At 56.7% G+C, this 17,110-nt stretch carries 16 protein-coding genes; 10 read left to right on the forward strand and 6 right to left on the reverse strand.

Annotated features, from left to right (window positions below):
* Positions 1-73 precede the first annotated feature (73 nt).
* The 4 genes from ACR0MP_RS02280 to ACR0MP_RS02295 all read right to left on the reverse strand — a co-directional run bounded on the left by ACR0MP_RS02280 (position 74) and on the right by ACR0MP_RS02295 (position 3,787).
* The gene (locus ACR0MP_RS02280; protein WP_170404749.1) at positions 74-1,354 is read right to left on the reverse strand and encodes a TRAP transporter large permease; all 1,281 of its coding nucleotides are present in this window, start codon (positions 1,352-1,354) and stop codon (positions 74-76) included.
* A gap of 9 nt (positions 1,355-1,363) precedes the next feature.
* Complete coding sequence (locus ACR0MP_RS02285; RefSeq protein ID WP_170403568.1) at positions 1,364-1,891, reverse strand: TRAP transporter small permease; 528 nt, start codon at positions 1,889-1,891, stop codon at positions 1,364-1,366.
* A gap of 75 nt (positions 1,892-1,966) precedes the next feature.
* Positions 1,967-2,950 (reverse strand): TRAP transporter substrate-binding protein, encoded by a 984-nt coding sequence (locus ACR0MP_RS02290; protein WP_170403565.1) that lies wholly within the window; start codon positions 2,948-2,950, stop codon positions 1,967-1,969.
* A 51-nt stretch (positions 2,951-3,001) separates the two neighbouring features.
* Positions 3,002-3,787 (reverse strand): SDR family NAD(P)-dependent oxidoreductase, encoded by a 786-nt coding sequence (locus ACR0MP_RS02295; protein ID WP_480885710.1) that lies wholly within the window; start codon positions 3,785-3,787, stop codon positions 3,002-3,004.
* Between the two features lie 260 nt (positions 3,788-4,047).
* Here ACR0MP_RS02295 and ACR0MP_RS02300 point away from each other — a divergent pair, with 260 nt between their 5' ends.
* Together ACR0MP_RS02300 and ACR0MP_RS02305 are read left to right on the forward strand one after the other, a co-directional pair.
* Positions 4,048-4,728 (forward strand): GntR family transcriptional regulator, encoded by a 681-nt coding sequence (locus ACR0MP_RS02300; RefSeq protein ID WP_170734665.1) that lies wholly within the window; start codon positions 4,048-4,050, stop codon positions 4,726-4,728.
* A 35-nt stretch (positions 4,729-4,763) separates the two neighbouring features.
* Positions 4,764-5,075, forward strand: coding sequence for a cupin domain-containing protein (locus tag ACR0MP_RS02305; protein ID WP_170396125.1), 312 nt, complete (start codon positions 4,764-4,766; stop codon positions 5,073-5,075).
* Positions 5,076-5,215: 140 nt separating this feature from the next.
* Here the strand turns inward: ACR0MP_RS02305 and ACR0MP_RS02310 are convergent, their stop codons facing one another.
* Positions 5,216-6,853, reverse strand: a complete 1,638-nt coding sequence (locus tag ACR0MP_RS02310) for a GMC family oxidoreductase (RefSeq protein ID WP_480885712.1) — start codon at positions 6,851-6,853, stop codon at positions 5,216-5,218.
* 10 nt (positions 6,854-6,863) lie between these two features.
* On the reverse strand, positions 6,864-7,964 hold the full coding sequence (locus ACR0MP_RS02315) for a LacI family DNA-binding transcriptional regulator (protein ID WP_480503409.1): 1,101 nt from the start codon (positions 7,962-7,964) through the stop codon (positions 6,864-6,866).
* 196 nt (positions 7,965-8,160) lie between these two features.
* On the opposite strand from ACR0MP_RS02315, the gene ACR0MP_RS02320 reads away from it, so the two are divergent.
* The 8 genes from ACR0MP_RS02320 (at position 8,161) to ACR0MP_RS02355 (ending at position 17,094) form a co-directional block, all read left to right on the forward strand.
* Positions 8,161-9,597, forward strand: a complete 1,437-nt coding sequence (locus tag ACR0MP_RS02320) for an aldehyde dehydrogenase family protein (protein ID WP_480885714.1) — start codon at positions 8,161-8,163, stop codon at positions 9,595-9,597.
* Between the two features lie 54 nt (positions 9,598-9,651).
* Positions 9,652-10,626 carry an ABC transporter substrate-binding protein gene (locus ACR0MP_RS02325; RefSeq protein ID WP_170635328.1) on the forward strand — a complete coding sequence of 325 codons (975 nt, stop codon included), beginning with the start codon at positions 9,652-9,654 and terminating at the stop codon, positions 10,624-10,626.
* Positions 10,627-10,693: 67 nt separating this feature from the next.
* Positions 10,694-12,229, forward strand: coding sequence for a sugar ABC transporter ATP-binding protein (locus ACR0MP_RS02330; protein WP_480795128.1), 1,536 nt, complete (start codon positions 10,694-10,696; stop codon positions 12,227-12,229).
* A complete protein-coding gene (locus tag ACR0MP_RS02335; protein ID WP_170403552.1) occupies positions 12,214-13,191 on the forward strand; it encodes an ABC transporter permease in 978 nt (325 codons plus the stop codon). The genes ACR0MP_RS02330 and ACR0MP_RS02335 overlap by 16 nt, the downstream gene beginning before the upstream one ends.
* Positions 13,192-13,194: 3 nt before the next feature.
* Positions 13,195-14,190 carry an ABC transporter permease gene (locus ACR0MP_RS02340; protein ID WP_170403549.1) on the forward strand — a complete coding sequence of 332 codons (996 nt, stop codon included), beginning with the start codon at positions 13,195-13,197 and terminating at the stop codon, positions 14,188-14,190.
* Entirely contained in the window at positions 14,190-15,290 is a 1,101-nt protein-coding gene (locus tag ACR0MP_RS02345; RefSeq protein WP_170403546.1) for a mandelate racemase/muconate lactonizing enzyme family protein, read from the forward strand. The genes ACR0MP_RS02340 and ACR0MP_RS02345 overlap by 1 nt, the downstream gene beginning before the upstream one ends.
* Positions 15,287-16,327 carry an alcohol dehydrogenase catalytic domain-containing protein gene (locus tag ACR0MP_RS02350; RefSeq protein ID WP_170403544.1) on the forward strand — a complete coding sequence of 347 codons (1,041 nt, stop codon included), beginning with the start codon at positions 15,287-15,289 and terminating at the stop codon, positions 16,325-16,327. The genes ACR0MP_RS02345 and ACR0MP_RS02350 overlap by 4 nt, the downstream gene beginning before the upstream one ends.
* Positions 16,324-17,094: an SDR family oxidoreductase gene (locus ACR0MP_RS02355; RefSeq protein ID WP_170403539.1), complete on the forward strand. Its 771-nt coding sequence runs from the start codon at positions 16,324-16,326 to the stop codon at positions 17,092-17,094. Before ACR0MP_RS02350 ends, ACR0MP_RS02355 begins: the two co-directional genes overlap by 4 nt.
* Positions 17,095-17,110 lie beyond the last annotated feature (16 nt).

Genomic DNA, 17,110 nt, shown 5'->3' on the forward strand with positions numbered 1-17,110 from the left:
TTTTTCATTAAGAAAGAAACTCGAACACAAGCTTAGCTTCAAGTGTCTGCCTTTAAACTTGAATGTACTTTATTCACCCAACCAAGCTTGGCAGTGTTAGTGAAATCGCGGGTACAAAAGTGATAAGCATTAATGCGAAGAGAATTGCCAAGTAGAAGGGCCATATTGTTCGCACGGCTTTCTCCATTGGCAATTTACCCACGGCGCAACCGACAAACAGGCACGATCCGACCGGTGGTGTGCACAATCCTAATCCCAAATTCACGAGCAAGATCATCCCGAATTGCAGCGGATCAATCCCAAGGCTGTTGGCAACGGGTAGAAAAATGGGTGTGCAGATCAGAATTAGCGCTGCCATATCCATAATCATTCCAAGCAACAACAAAACCGCATTTACCATCAGCAGGATGAGTATCGGATTTTCTGTCAACCCAGTAAGCAGATCTACGGTTCTGTCCGGAACTCTGTAAAAGGTCAGCATGTAGGCAAACGCACCAGCGCATGCGATTAATATCATTACCATCGCCGTCGTGCGCACAGCAGAAGCGACGGCAATACAAAAGTTTTCCCACGTTATGCTTCTGTAGACGATCAGTGTGACCACGAATGCGTAAATGGCCCCAAAAGCTCCGGACTCCGTAACGGTGAAAATACCCGACAACACACCGCCGACGATAATCACAGCCGTCAAAAGTCCTGGAATTGCACTGAAGAAGCTCACTACGAGCGCTGGCCAACCCGGGAAAGTCTCAGCTTGATAACCTCTGCGCACCGCTACAAGGTACGCCGCCACAGCAAGGCAAAGGCACATTAAAACTCCTGGAACAACGCCTGCAAGAAACAGCTTCGAGATCGATATTCCACCCCCGGCTGCGATCGCGAAAATGATCATATTGTGACTGGGTGGAATAATTATACCGGCAATCGAGGACGTGACGGTCACGTTTACGGCGTAATCTGTATCGTAACCTTTCTCTTTCATCACAGGAACCAAGATAGACCCCAGTGCGGAAATGTCTGCGATGGCCGATCCTGAAATCCCCCCAAAAAGCATCGAAGAAAACACGTTCACAATTCCTAAGCCGCCGCGCACGGCCCCGACAGCGGCTGAAGCAAACCTGACTAGACGCATGGCTATCCCGCCGTGGAACATCAGTTCACCTGCAAAAATGAAGAACGGGATCGCCATCAACGAGAATACATTGATCCCGGAGACGATCCGCTGAAATCCGATCATCAAGGGTAAGCCTTCGAACCAAAATGCCGAAATGGCCGCTATTCCAAGCGCGAATGCTACAGGCGTTCCGATCAGAACGCAGAGGGCGAACACGCCAAGCAACAGAAGTATTCCCATCATTCGCCTCTATTCGATGCTGTCATTGCGCTCGTCAAAACCGACATAGAGGCGGATTAGATGACCAACGGAAAAGAGTAATATGAGTCCTCCGCCAATTGTGAGAGGCAATGAACGCAAGCCTTCGGGGACTTGAATCAATGGGATTAGCGATCCCCACTTAAAGATCGTAAGTCGAGCTCCGAACCACAGCATCAAGGCGCCGAACCCAGCCATAAGCACGTCTGAGCAGATAACCAAAATGGTCCTCACACGTGGAGGAACTGCGGAACGCACGAGAGACACGGACAAGTGCGTGTTATCGTGTACGCCTACTGCCGCACCGAGAAACGCAATTGTCATGACGAGAAGCAAGGCGACTTGCTCGACCCAGGTCGGCGTCGCATTCAGAACATAGCGACCAAATACTAGCCATCCGAATATGACCGTGATGACAACCAGTGCGACACCGGTCAAAACCCGGCACAAGTCGGCGATCCAGTCCAGGATCTGGATCATCTTGCGCACAGATGTCGGGGGCAGGGAAGTATAACTCATTGGCTCACAACTCTTGATCAGGCGTCCGGACCCGCATGTGCGGGACCGGACAATATCAGACCCAATGTAGCTAAATCAGTCCGTCGCCTGGATAGTCTCGACAAGCGGGCGTAAATCGGGGTTCGTAGCAAAGTAGGCTTCGTAAACCGGGCCCATAGCCGCTTGGAACGGGGCTTTGTCTGCCACTTCATTCACGACCACACCAGCTTCTTCGACGGCTGTACGGCTGGCTGCTTCGCGCTCGGCCCACAATTGCCGCTGAAGTTCTGCAGATTCCTGAGCTGCCTCTCGAACCGCGGCCTGCATCTCAGGTGACAGTGCGTTGAACGTGTCGGTATTAATGCAGATACATTCGGGTATGATCAGGTGCTGAGACAGCGAATAGAAACCGGCAACTTCGAAGTGGCCAGTTGACTCGTATGATGGCCAGTTGTTTTCGGCACCATCGACGACACCGGTTTTCAGGGCCTGATAAACTTCGGCAAACGCCATTGGTGATGGGTTGCCACCAAGCTCAGAAATCATGCCTGTAAAGAGGTCATTATTCATGACCCGAACTTTCATTCCCTCAACATCGGCAGGTGCGTTGATTGCCTTTGTTCCGTTGTAGAAGGAGCGAGCGCCAGCGTCATACCACGCAAGAGGTGTCAAGCCTTTGGCTGCCATGCCCGCCGCAATTGCCTCGCCACCCTCACTGTCCAAGACGCGGAACATGTGCGGGACGTCCTTGAATATAAAGGGCAACGATACAACATTGGCCTCGGCGACAATCGGGCCAATTGGGCCCAGGTTAAAGTTGCCGACTTCCAATGCGCCTGCGCGGACCTGTTCAACAGCGTCGGGCTGACTGCCCAGCGTGCCCCCATGGAACATTTGAAGGCTGATTTCACCGCCAGTTTTTTCCGTAATGAGTTCTGCGAATTTGTCCATCGCGATGGTGTTTGGGTAACCATCCACGTGGATATTCCACCCGCGCCAATCCTCTGCGAAGGATGCGCTCCCGGTAATTGCGACCACGGTCGCGGCACTCATCAGCGTTTTAGTCAGTTTGATATTCATATTTTCCTCCCTAGAAAACAGACAGTTGACTCGATGCCCGGCGAAGGCCGGTTATGAAAAGAGCAGGCCTCCGTTGATGTCGATGTTCGCGCCCGTAATGAAAGCAGCGGCGTCTGAGGCCAGATAGGCGACCAGATTGGCGACATCCTCAGATGTGCCTTCGCGTTTAAGCGGCGTGGCGCCGGCCACGTTGGTCCGCACTTCGCTTTTTGTGAAGACATTGTGAAAATCGGTGTCGATCATGCCCGGGCAAACCGAATTTACCCGGATGTCCGGCCCCAGTTCTTTGGCCAATCCACGCGTCATCGTCATGACCGCACCCTTCGAGGCCGCATAGGCGACCGCGCCTGGGCCACCCCCGTCACGCCCCGCCTGACTCGCAAACCCGATGATCGCGCCGCCTTTTTTCATATGCGGCAACACGGCCTGAACAGTGCGGGCAAAAGAAGTGGTGTTCAGGTCCATGACATGGCGCCAATGTTCCATATCCATCTCAGACAGGGTCTTCCGGGCCAGCAATCCGCCGGTCACGTGGGCAAGAATGTCGATCCGAGGTCCGAATGTCGCAATAGTCTCCGAGATCAGCCTTTCCACATCCGCACCGGAGGTCATGTCGCCCTGTATGGCAATCGCCTTACCTCCGGCAGCCGTTATTTTCTGAACCGCCGATTCCGCACCCGAAGATGAGCTGTGATAGTTGATCGCGATCGACGCTCCAGCCTTGGCCAGTTTCATGACGCAGGCACGGCCAATGTCCCGTCCGCCGCCGGTCACGATCGCAACCTTCCCTGCCAGTTCCAAGTTCGGGCCAATCTGTTCAGCGTTCAATTCGGTCATTTTCTTGTCCCCTTGGGTCCCCGGTCATCCAGTCAGTGTGCCCGTTTTGGTCCTTGAGCCTTAACGAGCATTCAGCGGTGTTGCCTATTGTAGTCGACTAGGATACTAGTATTGTCAACAAATTTGTTTGGGAGCCACAAAAGGCTTCGCACGGCCCGTGCTAAATGGATTGGCTGGAGATACATTGAGGAGTATCGGAGGGAGAGGTCTAGTGGCCCAGAATGCCGCCGGTGTTGGTTACGCGCAGAAAAAGGCAGGAAATGCAAAGTATTACGGATAAAATCGAGCGGCGCACAACCACTGACATCGTATATGAGAGTTTGTACGAGGCGATCGTTTCACTGGAAATTCTGCCGGGAACAAAACTGTCCGAAGCAGATATTGCAAAAAAGTTCGAAGTGTCGAGGCAGCCGGTCCGCGATGCTTTCAACAGGCTTGAGGCGCAGGATTTGCTGCTGATCCGACCACAGAAAGCCACGCGGGTACGTAGTTTTTCCATGGAACGGATCGGTCATGCGCGCTTTGTTCGCCTCTCGGTCGAGTTGGAAGTGGTGCGCGCTGCATGTCGGAACTGGAAGCCCGAATATTCGAAGCTGCTGGAGGACAATCTCAAGCAGCAGAAAGACGTCGTTTCAAGGAACGAAGCCGAAAAGTTCCATCAGCTCGACTATGACTTTCACCGGCTGATTTGTGAGTTGAGCGGCAACCCGCTGGCCTTCAATACGATTCAGGAATGCAAAAGAAAGATCGATCGCCTGTGCGTTTTGAGCCTAGGGCGCGAGAGCGAGGCCGACATTCTGGTTCGGGATCATGTTGAGCTGGCAAAAGCGCTAGCAGACCGCGACGAGGCGACTGCGACCGAGACGATACGCCGTCATTTGGGCCGCATCGACAAGACCATCGAGGAGGTTCACTCGAAACATGCCGAGTATTTCGAGTAAATTGAACGCCGCCAACTGACTAAGGACCTCGCATTATGACCAAGAGCTATCCGATTGTATCACCTGCATCAGGTGTCACGCGCCAGGTTTTGGCGGATAATGAAGACCTCATGATGGTTTCATTCCGGTTTGAAGAAGGTGCCGAAGGCGTGTTGCACGACCATCCGCATGTGCAGTCGACATTTGTGCGGTCCGGGCGGTTCAACTTTGTCATCGGAGATCAGGAGCGAGCGTTGGAACCCGGTGACAGCCTGATCATTCCGTCCGGTGTAAGCCATGGTTGTGTTTGCCTGGCTGCCGGAGAGTTGATCGATTGCTTCACGCCCAGGCGGGACGATTTTCTGTAAGGCGTTTTCCGTCCGCGCCATGACCTTTGGCCACGTTCTGCGCATTGAGGCAGGGTAGTCTATTTTCGGTGGGTCGGGCAGGGCGACGCCATATTCTGCGTTAGAAATAGGATCAATGACGGGCGACGCCGCAGCTCAGGTTAGGAATTGCGTATCTCGCGGGCTGATCCGATGCCGAGGATCAGGTCGGCGCATCGTTCGCCCAGCATCATGGCAGGTGCGTTTGTATTGCCGGCGTTGATGTCGGGCACGGCTGACATGTCGCACACCCGCAAGCTCTCGATTCCGCGCACGCGCATTCTGGCGTCCAGCACGGCCATTCCGTCGCCGTCCCGGCCCATTTTGGCAGTGCCCGCCGGGTGATAGTTGGTTTTTACGAATCGCTTGCAATGTGCTCGTAGCGTCTGGTCGTCGTCCGCCGTGGGAATGACGATTTCGCGAACCCTTTGAGCAAGCGGGCCCGACGTGAATGCCCGGCGAAAGAACCGCTGCCCCCGGATCATCTCCTGCATGTCGTCTTCATGCTTCAGAAGGTTGGGCGAGACCAATGGCATGGTGTGAGGATCGGCCGAGCGAAGCCGGACCTCTCCGCGTGATTTCGGTTTGACTACGACGGTCGTAACGGTCAGGCCAAAGTCATCCTGCACCTCGTCCAGAGCGTCGCGATCCAGATAAACAATTGGCACGCAAAAAGCTTGAATGGTTGGTTCTCCATCAGGAGACGACGGATTGACAAACGCGCCGGCTTCGACGCCGGCGGAAGTCACCGGTCCGCTGCCGAACAGTTTGAACTGGATGCCGTTGCGAAGCATCCGCCAGCCCTCACCTTGTTTGAAGTATCCGTAGGGACCGTTGGCAAAGGCGGTAATTGGAACTTCGGGGTGGTCGATCAGGTTCTGGCCAACCCCAGGCAATGGGCAGATCACGGGAATACCGTGATCGGCAAGATGTGCATCAGGTCCGATGCCTGATAGCATTAGGATTTTTGGCGTCACCAGAGCGCCCGCCGCAACGATAACTTCACCATCGCACCGGACCGTGTGGGCTCCGCTTTTGTCTCGATACTGCACGCCGACGGCCTTGTCGTTTTCGATGATGACTTTGCTGACCGTTGCGCCAAGCTGGATGGTCAAGTTCGGGTTCGTCTCGAGAGGGGCGAGAAACGCATAGGCTGACGAACTGCGCTTGCCGGCGCGATTGGTGAACTGATAGAAACCGACACCGCGCTGCGTTGCGCCGTTGAAATCCGTGTTGAATGGTTCGCCAAGGGCCTGGACCGACTGAACGAACCAACGTGACATGTCGTCGATATGCCCCGGATCCGAGACCTGCACCGGACCGTTGCTGCCATGCAGGTCATTGTGAAGCCTGTTATTGTCTTCCATTCTACGGAAGTAGGGCAGCACATCATCCCATCCCCAGCCGACTCTGTCGTTGGTCTCTCGTAGCAGGTCGTCCCACGCGTCATAATCAGAAGGGCGGCCACGCATATAGACCTGGGCATTCACAGACGACCCGCCACCCAGTACGTTGGCCTGCGGAATGTCATGCACGCGGCCGTCCAGGTGGTCCTGCGGTTCGGTCTGGTGGTAGGTCATGAACTTGGACCCGTTGATCATCTTGAAGATACCCGGCGGCATGTCCAGCAACGGATGGCGGTGCGAATGCCCGGCCTCCAGCACCAGAACCCTGCACTTGCCCTGGTTGACCAGTCTCGCTGCAGCGGCTGCGCCGGCAGAGCCGCCGCCGATGACGATATGATCGAAGGTTTCCGTCATGAGTTCGCCTTCAGGCCCGGCGTTTGGGTTCGCTGATCGAGTCGCGCTCCACCAGTTCGCATTCAAGCTTCACGAGAGGGTGTCGCTGACCATCCGTCGGACCGTGGAACAACTGTTCGATGACCCAGCGTCCCATCGCCCTAGTTGGAAGGATCATCGAGGTCAGGGGGGGCGACAGGTGTCGCGCGGTTTCGTCATCGTCAAATCCGATGACCGAGATGTCTTCGGGGATGGATAGGCCAAGTTCCTTGAGCGCCTCATAGCAGCCGATTGCCATTCGGTCATTCTGACAGAAAATGGCGGTTGGCGGAGAGGGCAGGTCCATCAATTCGCGCGTGGCAGCATAGCCTGCGCTGGGCAGCCAGTTGCCCTCGATGACCAAATCCTCGTCAAATGGGATGTCGGCGGAAGCAAGGGCGTTTCTGTACCCGGTCGTTCGCCCTGCGGCGCATTCCATGAACGGCTCGCCGGTGATGGTGGCAATTCGTTTGTGCCCCGCCTTGATCAGGGCGTTGGTCGCCGTATGTCCAGCAGCGACTTCGCCGGGGATCACCGCAGGAAAAGAGAGGTCGTCGCAAAAGCAGTTCAGCAGCAGAACCGGGGTTGCGGTCTGCCTGAGTATTTCCGGAACGACCACCCGCCGGGTGAAAACGGTTGCGTAAATGATGCCCGCAACCTGTTGGTCGAGGAAATACCTAAGCGTTCTGGGTTCGACCTCGGGGTCGTTTTGGGTTTCTGCCAGCAATACAAGATTTCCCGTGTCCCGAACGGCCTGTTTCACGCCATTAAACGCGTTTACCATTTCGGGGCTCGACGCCAGATCGTCCACGACAAAAGCGATGGTGCCGTCTAACGCCGAGGGTCGAGGCGCGCTGTCCTGGGGTTTCCTGAGTTGAGAGGGCATGGCGTATCCAAGCGTGTTGGCGGCATCCAGGACTCTTTGCTTTGTGTCCTCGGAGATTTTGACGGAATCGTTCTTGTTTAGAACCAGCGATACTGTCGTCTGTGAGCACCCGGCGACGCGTGCAATATCATGCATCGTTATGCGCTGCCGGCCCGCGACTCGTCCCACGCCCCTGTGCTGCCCGGCCTTGTTCGCTTGATCGTTCATTGCTCAACCTTTTTGTTCGCTTCCTTTTTATCGACTATGCGGAGGACACGCAACTAATATTAGTGAATAGTAATTAATATTAGTGTTGACGAAATAATATTATTAGTGTTTTGATCGGCAGTGCGGTCGCCAATGTGGTCTGACCGAGCAAACGCGGGAGGCGAAATTGCGGTCTGTGGTGGGGGAGTTGGGTCAAGTGGTTCGGCATTCGATGTTCATCGATGGCCGCTTTACCGACTCTGACGCGGACACGGTTGGTGTCGAGAACCCTGCAAATGAAGAGATCGTTGCGCAAGTTCCAGATGGCGGTGCCGCTCATGCGGATGCGGCCGTCGAGGCGGCCCATCGTGCTTTTGGCTCGTGGTCCTCGCGCCCGGCGATCGAGCGGGCGCGACTGGTTCAGCGGTTGGCCGAAGCCATCCGGATTGACGCCGGGCGTCTGGCCGCTCTGATCACGGTCGAGCAGGGCAAGCCGATCACGCAGGCCCGAAGTGAAGTTGATGCCGCTGTTACCTTTCTTTGCCATGCGGCTGAGGAGGCCCGGAGGATTTCAGGTGACATAGTGGCATCGGACAACAAGTCCGAGGAAATCCAGATCCGGCGTCATCCTTATGGCGTTGTTGTTGCGTTGACGGCCTGGAACTATCCGTTGGCATTGGCCGCCAGGAAAGTCGGGCCTGCGCTGGTCGCGGGCAATACTGTTGTTCTGTTGGGGCACGAAATCACGCCGCTGTCCGGTCTCGCGATCGCCGAGCTTGCCGAAAAGGTCGGGTTTCCGCCCGGTGTTCTGAATGTTCTGACAGGCAAGGGGCCGGTGGTAGGGCAGCGGTTGGTCGAACACCCCGATACCTCACTGATCACAATGACCGGCAGCACGCGAGCCGGTAAAGAGATTTTTCGCGCCGCGGCCGACCGGATCAAGGTTGTTCGGCTCGAGCTTGGCGGTAAGGCTCCGTTCATCGTGATGGAGGATGCGGATATTGACGCTGCTGTTTCGGCCGCCATTTCCGCCCGGTTTGCCAATTGCGGCCAGATTTGCACCTGCAACGAGCGTATGTATCTGCATCGCGGTATTGCGGATCAGTTCTTGGAAAAATTCGTGACAGCAGCCCGCGCATTGTCGATCGGAGATCCGATGGAGGACTGCGATCTGGGTCCCAAAGTCAGCAAGGCCGAGATGTCCAAGGTCGACGAAATCATTAAGCGCAGCATCACGGAAGGTGCCACGGTCCATCTGGAAGGCGGGCCCCTGTTGGACAGCGCGCACCGCAAAGGACACTGGATGTCCCCGACGGTTCTCGAGGTCTCCGACAACGGCAATGCCGCGATGCAAGAGGAGGTATTTGGCCCTGTGGCGACAGCCATGCGAGTCGATGATTTTGATCAGGCGATAGACGTAGCGAATGACACATCATTCGGGCTGTCTGCCTATCTCTTTACGGCATCGCACCGGCGATTGATGGAGGCCCCGAGCCGTTTGAAGTTCGGCGAATTGTACCTGAACCGCTCCAATGGTGAGGCCGTACAGGGATTTCACACCGGTTGGGGTTTATCCGGGGTTGGGGGCGAAGACGGCGCATATGGCTTCGATGGCTATCTGAGGAAACAGACGACTTACATGAATTGGGCATGACCTAAAACTCGCGGTCAAAACGGAGGCGACCGCACCAATGGAGGAGGAATAACCATGAAACGCAGAACTCTTTTGATCTCGACGGTTGTCGCGGGTGCGCTGTTGGGCACGACTGCGATAGCGCAGGATCTGCCACCGCTTGAGCAGAAAGATCGCTACAAGGTCGGCTTTGCGCAGATGGAGTCGAACAATCCGTGGCGCATTGCCGAGACAAAATCATTCCATGATACGGCCGAGGCCTGCGGCTGGGACCTTATCGCGACGGATGCAGCCGGATCTGCGGCAAAGCAGGTTGCGGATGTGGACAGCATGATCGCCCAAGGCATCGACGTTCTGTTCCTGCCCCCGCGGGAAGAAAAGCCGTTGATCCCAGCCGTTATGAAGGCCCGTGCAGCGGGAATCCCGACCTTTTTGGTGGACCGCTCGGTTGATCCGGCCGTTGCCAAGCCGGGCGAGCATTTTGTGGCGTTCCTTGGGTCGGATTTCATTGATCAAGGCAACCGGGCCGCACAGTGGCTGATGGAGAATTTCGACGGCGACAATGGCGTCATCGTCCAGTTGGAGGGCACGACTGGTTCTTCACCTGCAAATGACCGCAAAAAAGGTTTCGACGACGCGATTGCAGCGGATGACCGCTTTGAGATCGTGGCTTCTCAGACCGGTGACTTTGCGCGCGACCTGGGTCGTCAGGTGATGGAAACCCTGCTGCAGGCGCACCCCGATGTGAACGTGGTCTACGCCCACAATGACGAGATGGCGATCGGTGCGATCCAGGCTCTGGAACTGGCCGGCCGCAAGCCCGGCGAGGACGTGACCATCGTTTCGATCGACGGGACACGCGATGCACTTCAGGCTATTATCGATGGCAAGATGGGGGTGACGGTGGAAAGCTCGCCCTTCTTCGGACCTCTGGCTTGTGAAGTCATGAATAAATACGCAGCTGGCGAGACGATCCCGGAATGGGTGAAAGTCGAAGATCGCATCTTTACCAAGGACAATGCGGCCGATCACATCGACGAAGCCTATTGATTCTCCCTGGTGGGTGGTGCTGGCCTGTGGTCGGCGCCGCCTGCAAGCAATCGGAGGAAGACATCTCATGAATGCGCTCGTCTCGATGTCGGGAATTGAAAAGTCGTTTGCCGGCGTACCGGCACTTAGCCAGGCCAACCTGGAAATCGCGCCCGGCGAGGTTCATGCGCTGATCGGCCAGAACGGTGCCGGAAAATCGACGATGATCAAGGTTCTGACCGGAGTTTACGATCGGGATGCCGGCGACGTTCATCTGGCGGGTGTGCCGAGCCGCATCTCCACTCCGCGCGAAGCGCAGGAATCCGGAATTGCCACCATCTATCAAGAGCTCAACCTGGTACCGCTGCGGTCAGTGACTGAAAACATCATCATGGGGTACGAGCCCAAACGTCTCGGCTTTCTGGTCGACTGGCGCGAGGGCAACAGGCGCGCACGCGAGGTGCTTACGCGCTTTGGCATAGATATCGACGTGACCGAGCCGCTAGGAAATTTCTCGACAGCGATCCAGCAGTTGGTTGCAATTGCGCGGGCTGTTTCGCTGGATGCGAAACTTGTCATCATGGACGAACCTACGTCGTCGCTGGATGCCAGCGAAGTCGAGGTGCTGTTCGGTGTTGTGCGCGAGTTGAAGAAACAGGGCGTGTCTGTTCTTTATGTTTCGCATTTCATCGATGAGCTGTTCCAAATATGCGATCGAGTCACAACGATGCGAGATGGGCGCACCGTCAGCACGCGTAACGTCCAGGACACGACCAAACTGGAAATGATCGCGGACATGCTGGGCCGCAACAAGGATGAGATCGCGGCAGACGGTTTGACGGACTTCGCAGGTGCCAAGGCCAAGAAAGGCGATATCGTTTTGCGGGCGGACTCTGTTTCAACAGGCCCGCGGCTGACGCATTTCGACCTCACGCTCCACCGCGGGGAAATCGTTGGGCTGGGCGGATTGCTGGGCTCTGGCCGGACCGAGGCGGCGCGCGCTTTGTTCGGAGTGGACGGGAAACGCAGCGGCGCAATCGAGTTGCATGGCACGGTCGGTCAACCGTCCGGACCGGGTGACGCGATCGCAAACGGCGTCGGCTTTCTGACCGAAGATCGCAAGGCCGAAGGGATCGTTCCAGACATGTCTGTGCGCGAGAACATGACGCTGGCCCTGCTGCCGAAACTGGCCAGCCGTGGTCAGATCGACTTTGCCCGCGAGCGCGAGATCGTTCAGGCCTTTATCGACGATCTGGGCATCAAGGCGGCGCATATGGACCAACCCATTCGAGAACTGTCCGGTGGCAACCAGCAAAAGGTGCTGCTTGCCCGTTGGCTGGCGACGCAGCCCGACATCCTGATACTCGACGAGCCGACCCGAGGCGTGGATGTTGGCGCCAAGCGAGAGATCCAATCGTTCATTCGGTCTTATGTCGAGAAGGGGTTTGGTGTCGTCCTCATCAGTTCGGAATTCGAAGAACTGGTGGAAGGCGCTGACCGCATCGTTGTCATGCACGAGGGACGCTCGGTCAAGGAACTGACCAACCCCGGGGTCACCGAGAACATACTGGTGCGCGCGCTTGCGCATCATGAAGAAGGAACTGGTTCATGGACCGCGCAATGAAGTTGCCGCAACGGGTCGCATCAATGCCCTTCCGCTTTCACGGCGGCATCGCCGCGTTGGTCGCCCTATTAGTATTCAACGCGTTTTTCACACCTAATTTCCTGCAACTGCAAACCCTGTTCGTAAATATCAGCCAGGTCGCTACGATCGCCATCGTGGCCATGGGGATGACGCTGGTAATCGCCACGGGTGGGATCGATCTGTCGGTTGGGGCGGTCATGGCGCTGGCGGGGGCGCTTGCTCCGCTGATCTTTCTGTCGGATCTGGGCGCTGCCAATCCGATGCTAGGCGTCACTTTGGCCATTGTCCTGCCGCTGTTCATTGCGGGGCTATGCGGGGTATTCAACGGCGTGATGGTTGCCGTGTTGAACGTGCAGCCCATTGTTGCGACGCTCATTCTCTTCATCTCTGGTCGCGGTATTGCCCAAGTCTTGACGAACGGGAACCTGCAGACGTTTTCAAACCCATCATTCAGTTATCTTGGAACTGGTAAAGTGCTTGGTTTGCCGTTCCAGGGCTGGCTGGCGCTGGCCATTGCCTGTGTGCTGTTTTGGGTGATCACCAGAACCACATGGGGCCGTTACCTGTTGGCCATAGGGGGCAATGAACGTGCGGCCTATCTGTCGGGTGGTCCCGTCCGACGGGTCAAGATCGGGGCCTATGTCATCTGCGCGGTGCTTGCGGGCCTAGCCGGTTTGATCGTGGTTGCAATCAACTCGGCCTCGGACGCCGCGCGCAACGGCAATCTGATGGAGCTTGATGCCATCGCGGCCGCGGTTGTTGGCGGGGCTCTTTTGCAAGGCGGGCGAGCGCCGATCTTTGGTGCCATACTGGGTGCCGTCATCATCCAGTTGGTCAAATATACATTGTTGGCCAACGGGGTAGAGGACGAAGTTGCACTGATCGCCAAGGCCGTCATCATTATCCTGGCCGTTTGGGTCCAGCAGTTTCGGAGGGTTTAATCGATGTTGGATGAAACGGCTTTTGACCTTCGAAAATACCTTCGACGTAATTCGGCCTCGGTGACGGTGTGGATCGCACTGCTGGCTTTGATTCTGTTCGGGCTGATGCGCTATGACAACTTTGGCAGCGCCTACAATTTCTCGTCTTTCCTGAATTACAACGCGATGTTCATCGCGATTGCGCTGGGCATGTGTTTTGTGATCATGACCGGCGGGATTGATCTGTCGGTCGGATCCGTGGCGGCGTTTACCTCGGTTGTTGCGGCCTATCTCAGCCCGTATGGGATTCAGGTTGCGTTGCCGGGGGCCGTTCTTGCCGGGGTTGGTTTCGGGGCGATCAACGCCTTTTGCATAATCATCCTTCGGATCCCGCCCTTCATCGCCACGCTGGCCACCATGCTGGCCGCAAAAGGCGGCGCATTGGTGATTTCGGGCGCCCAGACAATTTCGGTCGATTGGGGGTCGAACTTCACCAAGCTTGGCATGGGGCAGGCCTTTGGTCTGTTTCCATGGGCGATCGTCATCGTGGCCGGACTGACTCTGGCACTTTGGCTGGTGCTGGAAAGAACAACCATCGGGCGGACCGTCTTGGCGATCGGTGGCAGCGAGGATGCCTCGAACCTCATGGGTCTGAAGGTCAATCGCGCCAAGGCTTTTGTCTACCTGCTGTCGGGTGGCTGTGCGGGGCTAGCTGGAGTCTTTCTGGCCTCGGGTTTTGGAGCTGGGCAACCCCTTGAAGGCATCGGATGGGAATTGTCAGCCATCGCTTCTGTGGTTGTAGGCGGCACTTTGTTGACGGGTGGGATGGGATCGATCCCTGCGACGGTCGCTGGCGCGCTGTTGCTGGGGCTGGTCTTCAACGTTCTAAACTTTGAAAACGGTCAGGGCACCATCAGTTTCAGTGCCTATTGGCAAATGGTCATACGTGGAGGCTTTCTATTTGCGGTCATCCTTCTACAGTCTCGGGTTATTGCCAGGCAGCAGAAGGTCTTAGGTTAATGAATCGCATAGAAAGTGTATCAGCGCGGCTGTTCAACGTTCCGCTCGCCGAAGTCCTAGTCGATGCCAAACATGGGGATCACACGTTTTTTCAATTGATCACTGTCACCATTCAAACCTCGGATGGGGTCGAGGGGGTCGGGTATACCTATACCGGGGGCAAGGGTGGCCATGCCATCTTGGCGATGATCCAGCATGACCTGGCACCGTTCCTTGTTGGACAAGACGCCGAACAGATCGAAAGCCTGTACGATACCATGCAGTGGCACGTGCACTACGTCGCACGGGGCGGGATCGCCTCGTTTGCCATCTCGGCCGTAGATATTGCACTGTGGGATATTCGCGGCAGAACGCAGAATGCGCCTTTGTGGCAGATGGCCGGTGGAGCGTCGAAAAGGTGCAAGGCCTATGCCGGCGGGATCGACCTGAATTTCTCGTTGGAGAAACTGCTGCGTCAGACCGAAGGGTACCTTGCGCGTGGGTTCAACGCAGTCAAGATCAAGGTCGGTCAACCAGACCTGGCCTACGATCTTGCACGTGCCCGGGCGGTGCGCGAGATGCTGGGGCCGGACCGGTTCTTCATGGTCGATGCGAATTACTCTATGAGTGTCGAACAGGCCATCGTCGCTGCCAGAGGGTTCGCCGACTGCGATATCCTGTGGTTCGAGGAACCGACAATTCCAGACGACTACAAAGGTTATGGCCGAATTGTCGAAGCGACGGGCGTTCCCCTTGCCATGGGTGAAAACCTGCACACCATACACGAATTTGAATACGCCTTTGATGACGCGAAACTGAGTTTTATCCAGCCCGATGCCTCAAACTGCGGTGGAATCACCGGCTGGCTGCGCGTGGCCGCGCTAAGCGCACAGCACGGCATTCCGGTTTGCAGTCATGGGATGCAGGAGCTGCACGTCAGCCTTGTTTCTGCGCAACCCAACGCAGGCTGGCTAGAAGTACACTCATTCCCGATAGACCAGTACACGACCCGTCCACTAGTTGTCGAAGACTGTCTGGCCGTGGCCCCGGATACCCCGGGAACCGGAGTGGAATTCGACTGGGACAAATTGAATGCGGAACACAAGGAGATGCATAGATGACGACCCAGACGATCACTGCCGCATACTACAGGGGCGATAAGAGCTTTGCAGTAGAGCAAGCCCAAGCGACAGATCCGGGTCCCGGCGAGGCTGCCATTCGTGTTGCCTATTGTGGGATTTGTGGGACGGATATGCACGTCTACCACGGCAACATGGATGCCCGCGTCGGCCTGAACCGGGTTATTGGGCATGAGATGTCAGGTGTGGTCGAAGCGGTGGGCGAGGGCGTCGATACGGTCGAACCCGGCCAGAAGGTCGTTGTCCGACCGCTTGATCACTGCGGAGAATGCCCAGCTTGCAAGCGGGGGCATCAGCATATCTGTCAGAATCTCAAGTTTCTCGGCCTCGACACCGATGGCGCGATGCAAGAGATCTGGACTGTTCCGGCCCACACGTTGCACGTTCTGCCGGATGACTTGCGCATGGATCACGCGGCGCTGATCGAGCCGGTTGCCGTTGCCTGCCACGATGTGCGGCTGTCTGACCTGCAACCTGGAGAGGACGTTGTCGTTATCGGCGGCGGCCCGATTGGCATCCTGGTTGCCATGGTTGCGCGGGACGCGGGTGGAAATGTCGTGATTTCCGAAGTGAATCCGAACCGTCTTGCGATTGCTGAAAAACTTGGCTTTGACACGATCAACCCAATCGAAACCGATCTGGTGTCCACAATCAACGCGCGCACGGGCGACAAAGGGGCAGATGTGGTTTTCGAGGTGTCAGGAACGCAGCCCGGTGTCGATGCAATGACCGCCGTTGCCGCGACTCGGGCCCGGATCGTAATGGTCGCGATCCATGCTCAAAAGCCCCAGATCGACCTGTTCCAGTTCTTCTGGCGAGAGCTGCGACTGATCGGTGCTCGGGTCTATGAGCCAGAGGATTACGAGAAAGCCATTGCAGTTGTCGCTTCGGGCGGAGTGGACGCGGATGTTGTGATCACGGACGTCAGCCCTCTGGCAGACATCCAGGCCGCGTTCGAAGCACTGGATCGCAGCCCAACCGCAATGAAAAGCCTGATCGAAGTAGGACCGCGTTCATGAGTGTTTTGCAAAGTTTCGACCTGACGGGAAAGACGGCCCTTGTGACCGGGTGCAAACGCGGTATCGGGCGCGGTATGGCCGAAGCATTGGCATCGGCCGGAGCCAATATCATCGGAGTGTCCGCCTCGCTCGAGCTGTCTGGCTCGGATGTCGAAAAAGCCGTGACGGCGATGGGACGCAATTTCCGGGCCTACCAATGCGACTTTTCGGATCGCGCCGCGCTGCATGGGTTCATTGATCAGTTGAGGGCCGACGGACAAACCCCTGATATACTTGTCAACAATGCCGGCACGATCAAACGCAAACCCGCCGCCGAACACCCGGACGACTGGTGGGACGAAGTGATGGAGGTGAACCTGTCCTCGCAGTTCGTTCTGTCACGCGAGATCGGCAAGGACATGCTGGCGCGCGGCTCGGGGAAGATCATTTTCACGGCATCGCTGCTTACTTTTCAGGGCGGCATCACCGTTCCGGGCTATGCGGCCTCGAAAGGCGGGATTGGACAGCTGACCAAAGCCTTGGCCAACGAATGGGCCGGGCAGGGCGTAAACGTGAATGCGATCGCGCCTGGCTACATCGCGACCGACAACACCCAAGCCCTGCGGGATGATCCGGTCCGGTCGAAGTCGATCCTGGAACGAACACCCCAAGGCCGTTGGGGTACGCCTGTTGATTTTGCGGGACCGGTGGTCTTTCTGGCCTCCGCTGCGTCGGACTTCGTCAACGGTGAAATCGTTGTAGTCGACGGGGGCTGGATGGGGCGTTAGCACTGCCAACGCTCCA

Source organism: Ruegeria sp. K3, from assembly GCF_056531845.1.

Bases quoted from the DNA above. Each gene is read 5' to 3' on its own strand.
- ACR0MP_RS02350 (WP_170403544.1), top strand. From the start codon at position 15,287: ATGACGACCCAGACGATCACTGCCGCATACTACAGGGGCGATAAGAGC.
- ACR0MP_RS02335 (WP_170403552.1), top strand. From the start codon at position 12,214: ATGGACCGCGCAATGAAGTTGCCGCAACGGGTCGCATCAATGCCCTTC.
- ACR0MP_RS02310 (WP_480885712.1), bottom strand. From the start codon at position 6,853: ATGACGGAAACCTTCGATCATATCGTCATCGGCGGCGGCTCTGCCGGC.
- ACR0MP_RS02295 (WP_480885710.1), bottom strand. From the start codon at position 3,787: ATGACCGAATTGAACGCTGAACAGATTGGCCCGAACTTGGAACTGGCA.
- ACR0MP_RS02340 (WP_170403549.1), top strand. From the start codon at position 13,195: ATGTTGGATGAAACGGCTTTTGACCTTCGAAAATACCTTCGACGTAAT.
- ACR0MP_RS02280 (WP_170404749.1), bottom strand. From the start codon at position 1,354: ATGGGAATACTTCTGTTGCTTGGCGTGTTCGCCCTCTGCGTTCTGATC.
- ACR0MP_RS02290 (WP_170403565.1), bottom strand. From the start codon at position 2,950: ATGAATATCAAACTGACTAAAACGCTGATGAGTGCCGCGACCGTGGTC.
- ACR0MP_RS02355 (WP_170403539.1), top strand. From the start codon at position 16,324: ATGAGTGTTTTGCAAAGTTTCGACCTGACGGGAAAGACGGCCCTTGTG.
- ACR0MP_RS02315 (WP_480503409.1), bottom strand. From the start codon at position 7,964: ATGAACGATCAAGCGAACAAGGCCGGGCAGCACAGGGGCGTGGGACGA.
- ACR0MP_RS02305 (WP_170396125.1), top strand. From the start codon at position 4,764: ATGACCAAGAGCTATCCGATTGTATCACCTGCATCAGGTGTCACGCGC.
- ACR0MP_RS02345 (WP_170403546.1), top strand. From the start codon at position 14,190: ATGAATCGCATAGAAAGTGTATCAGCGCGGCTGTTCAACGTTCCGCTC.
- ACR0MP_RS02330 (WP_480795128.1), top strand. From the start codon at position 10,694: ATGAATGCGCTCGTCTCGATGTCGGGAATTGAAAAGTCGTTTGCCGGC.
- ACR0MP_RS02300 (WP_170734665.1), top strand. From the start codon at position 4,048: ATGCAAAGTATTACGGATAAAATCGAGCGGCGCACAACCACTGACATC.
- ACR0MP_RS02285 (WP_170403568.1), bottom strand. From the start codon at position 1,891: ATGAGTTATACTTCCCTGCCCCCGACATCTGTGCGCAAGATGATCCAG.
- ACR0MP_RS02325 (WP_170635328.1), top strand. From the start codon at position 9,652: ATGAAACGCAGAACTCTTTTGATCTCGACGGTTGTCGCGGGTGCGCTG.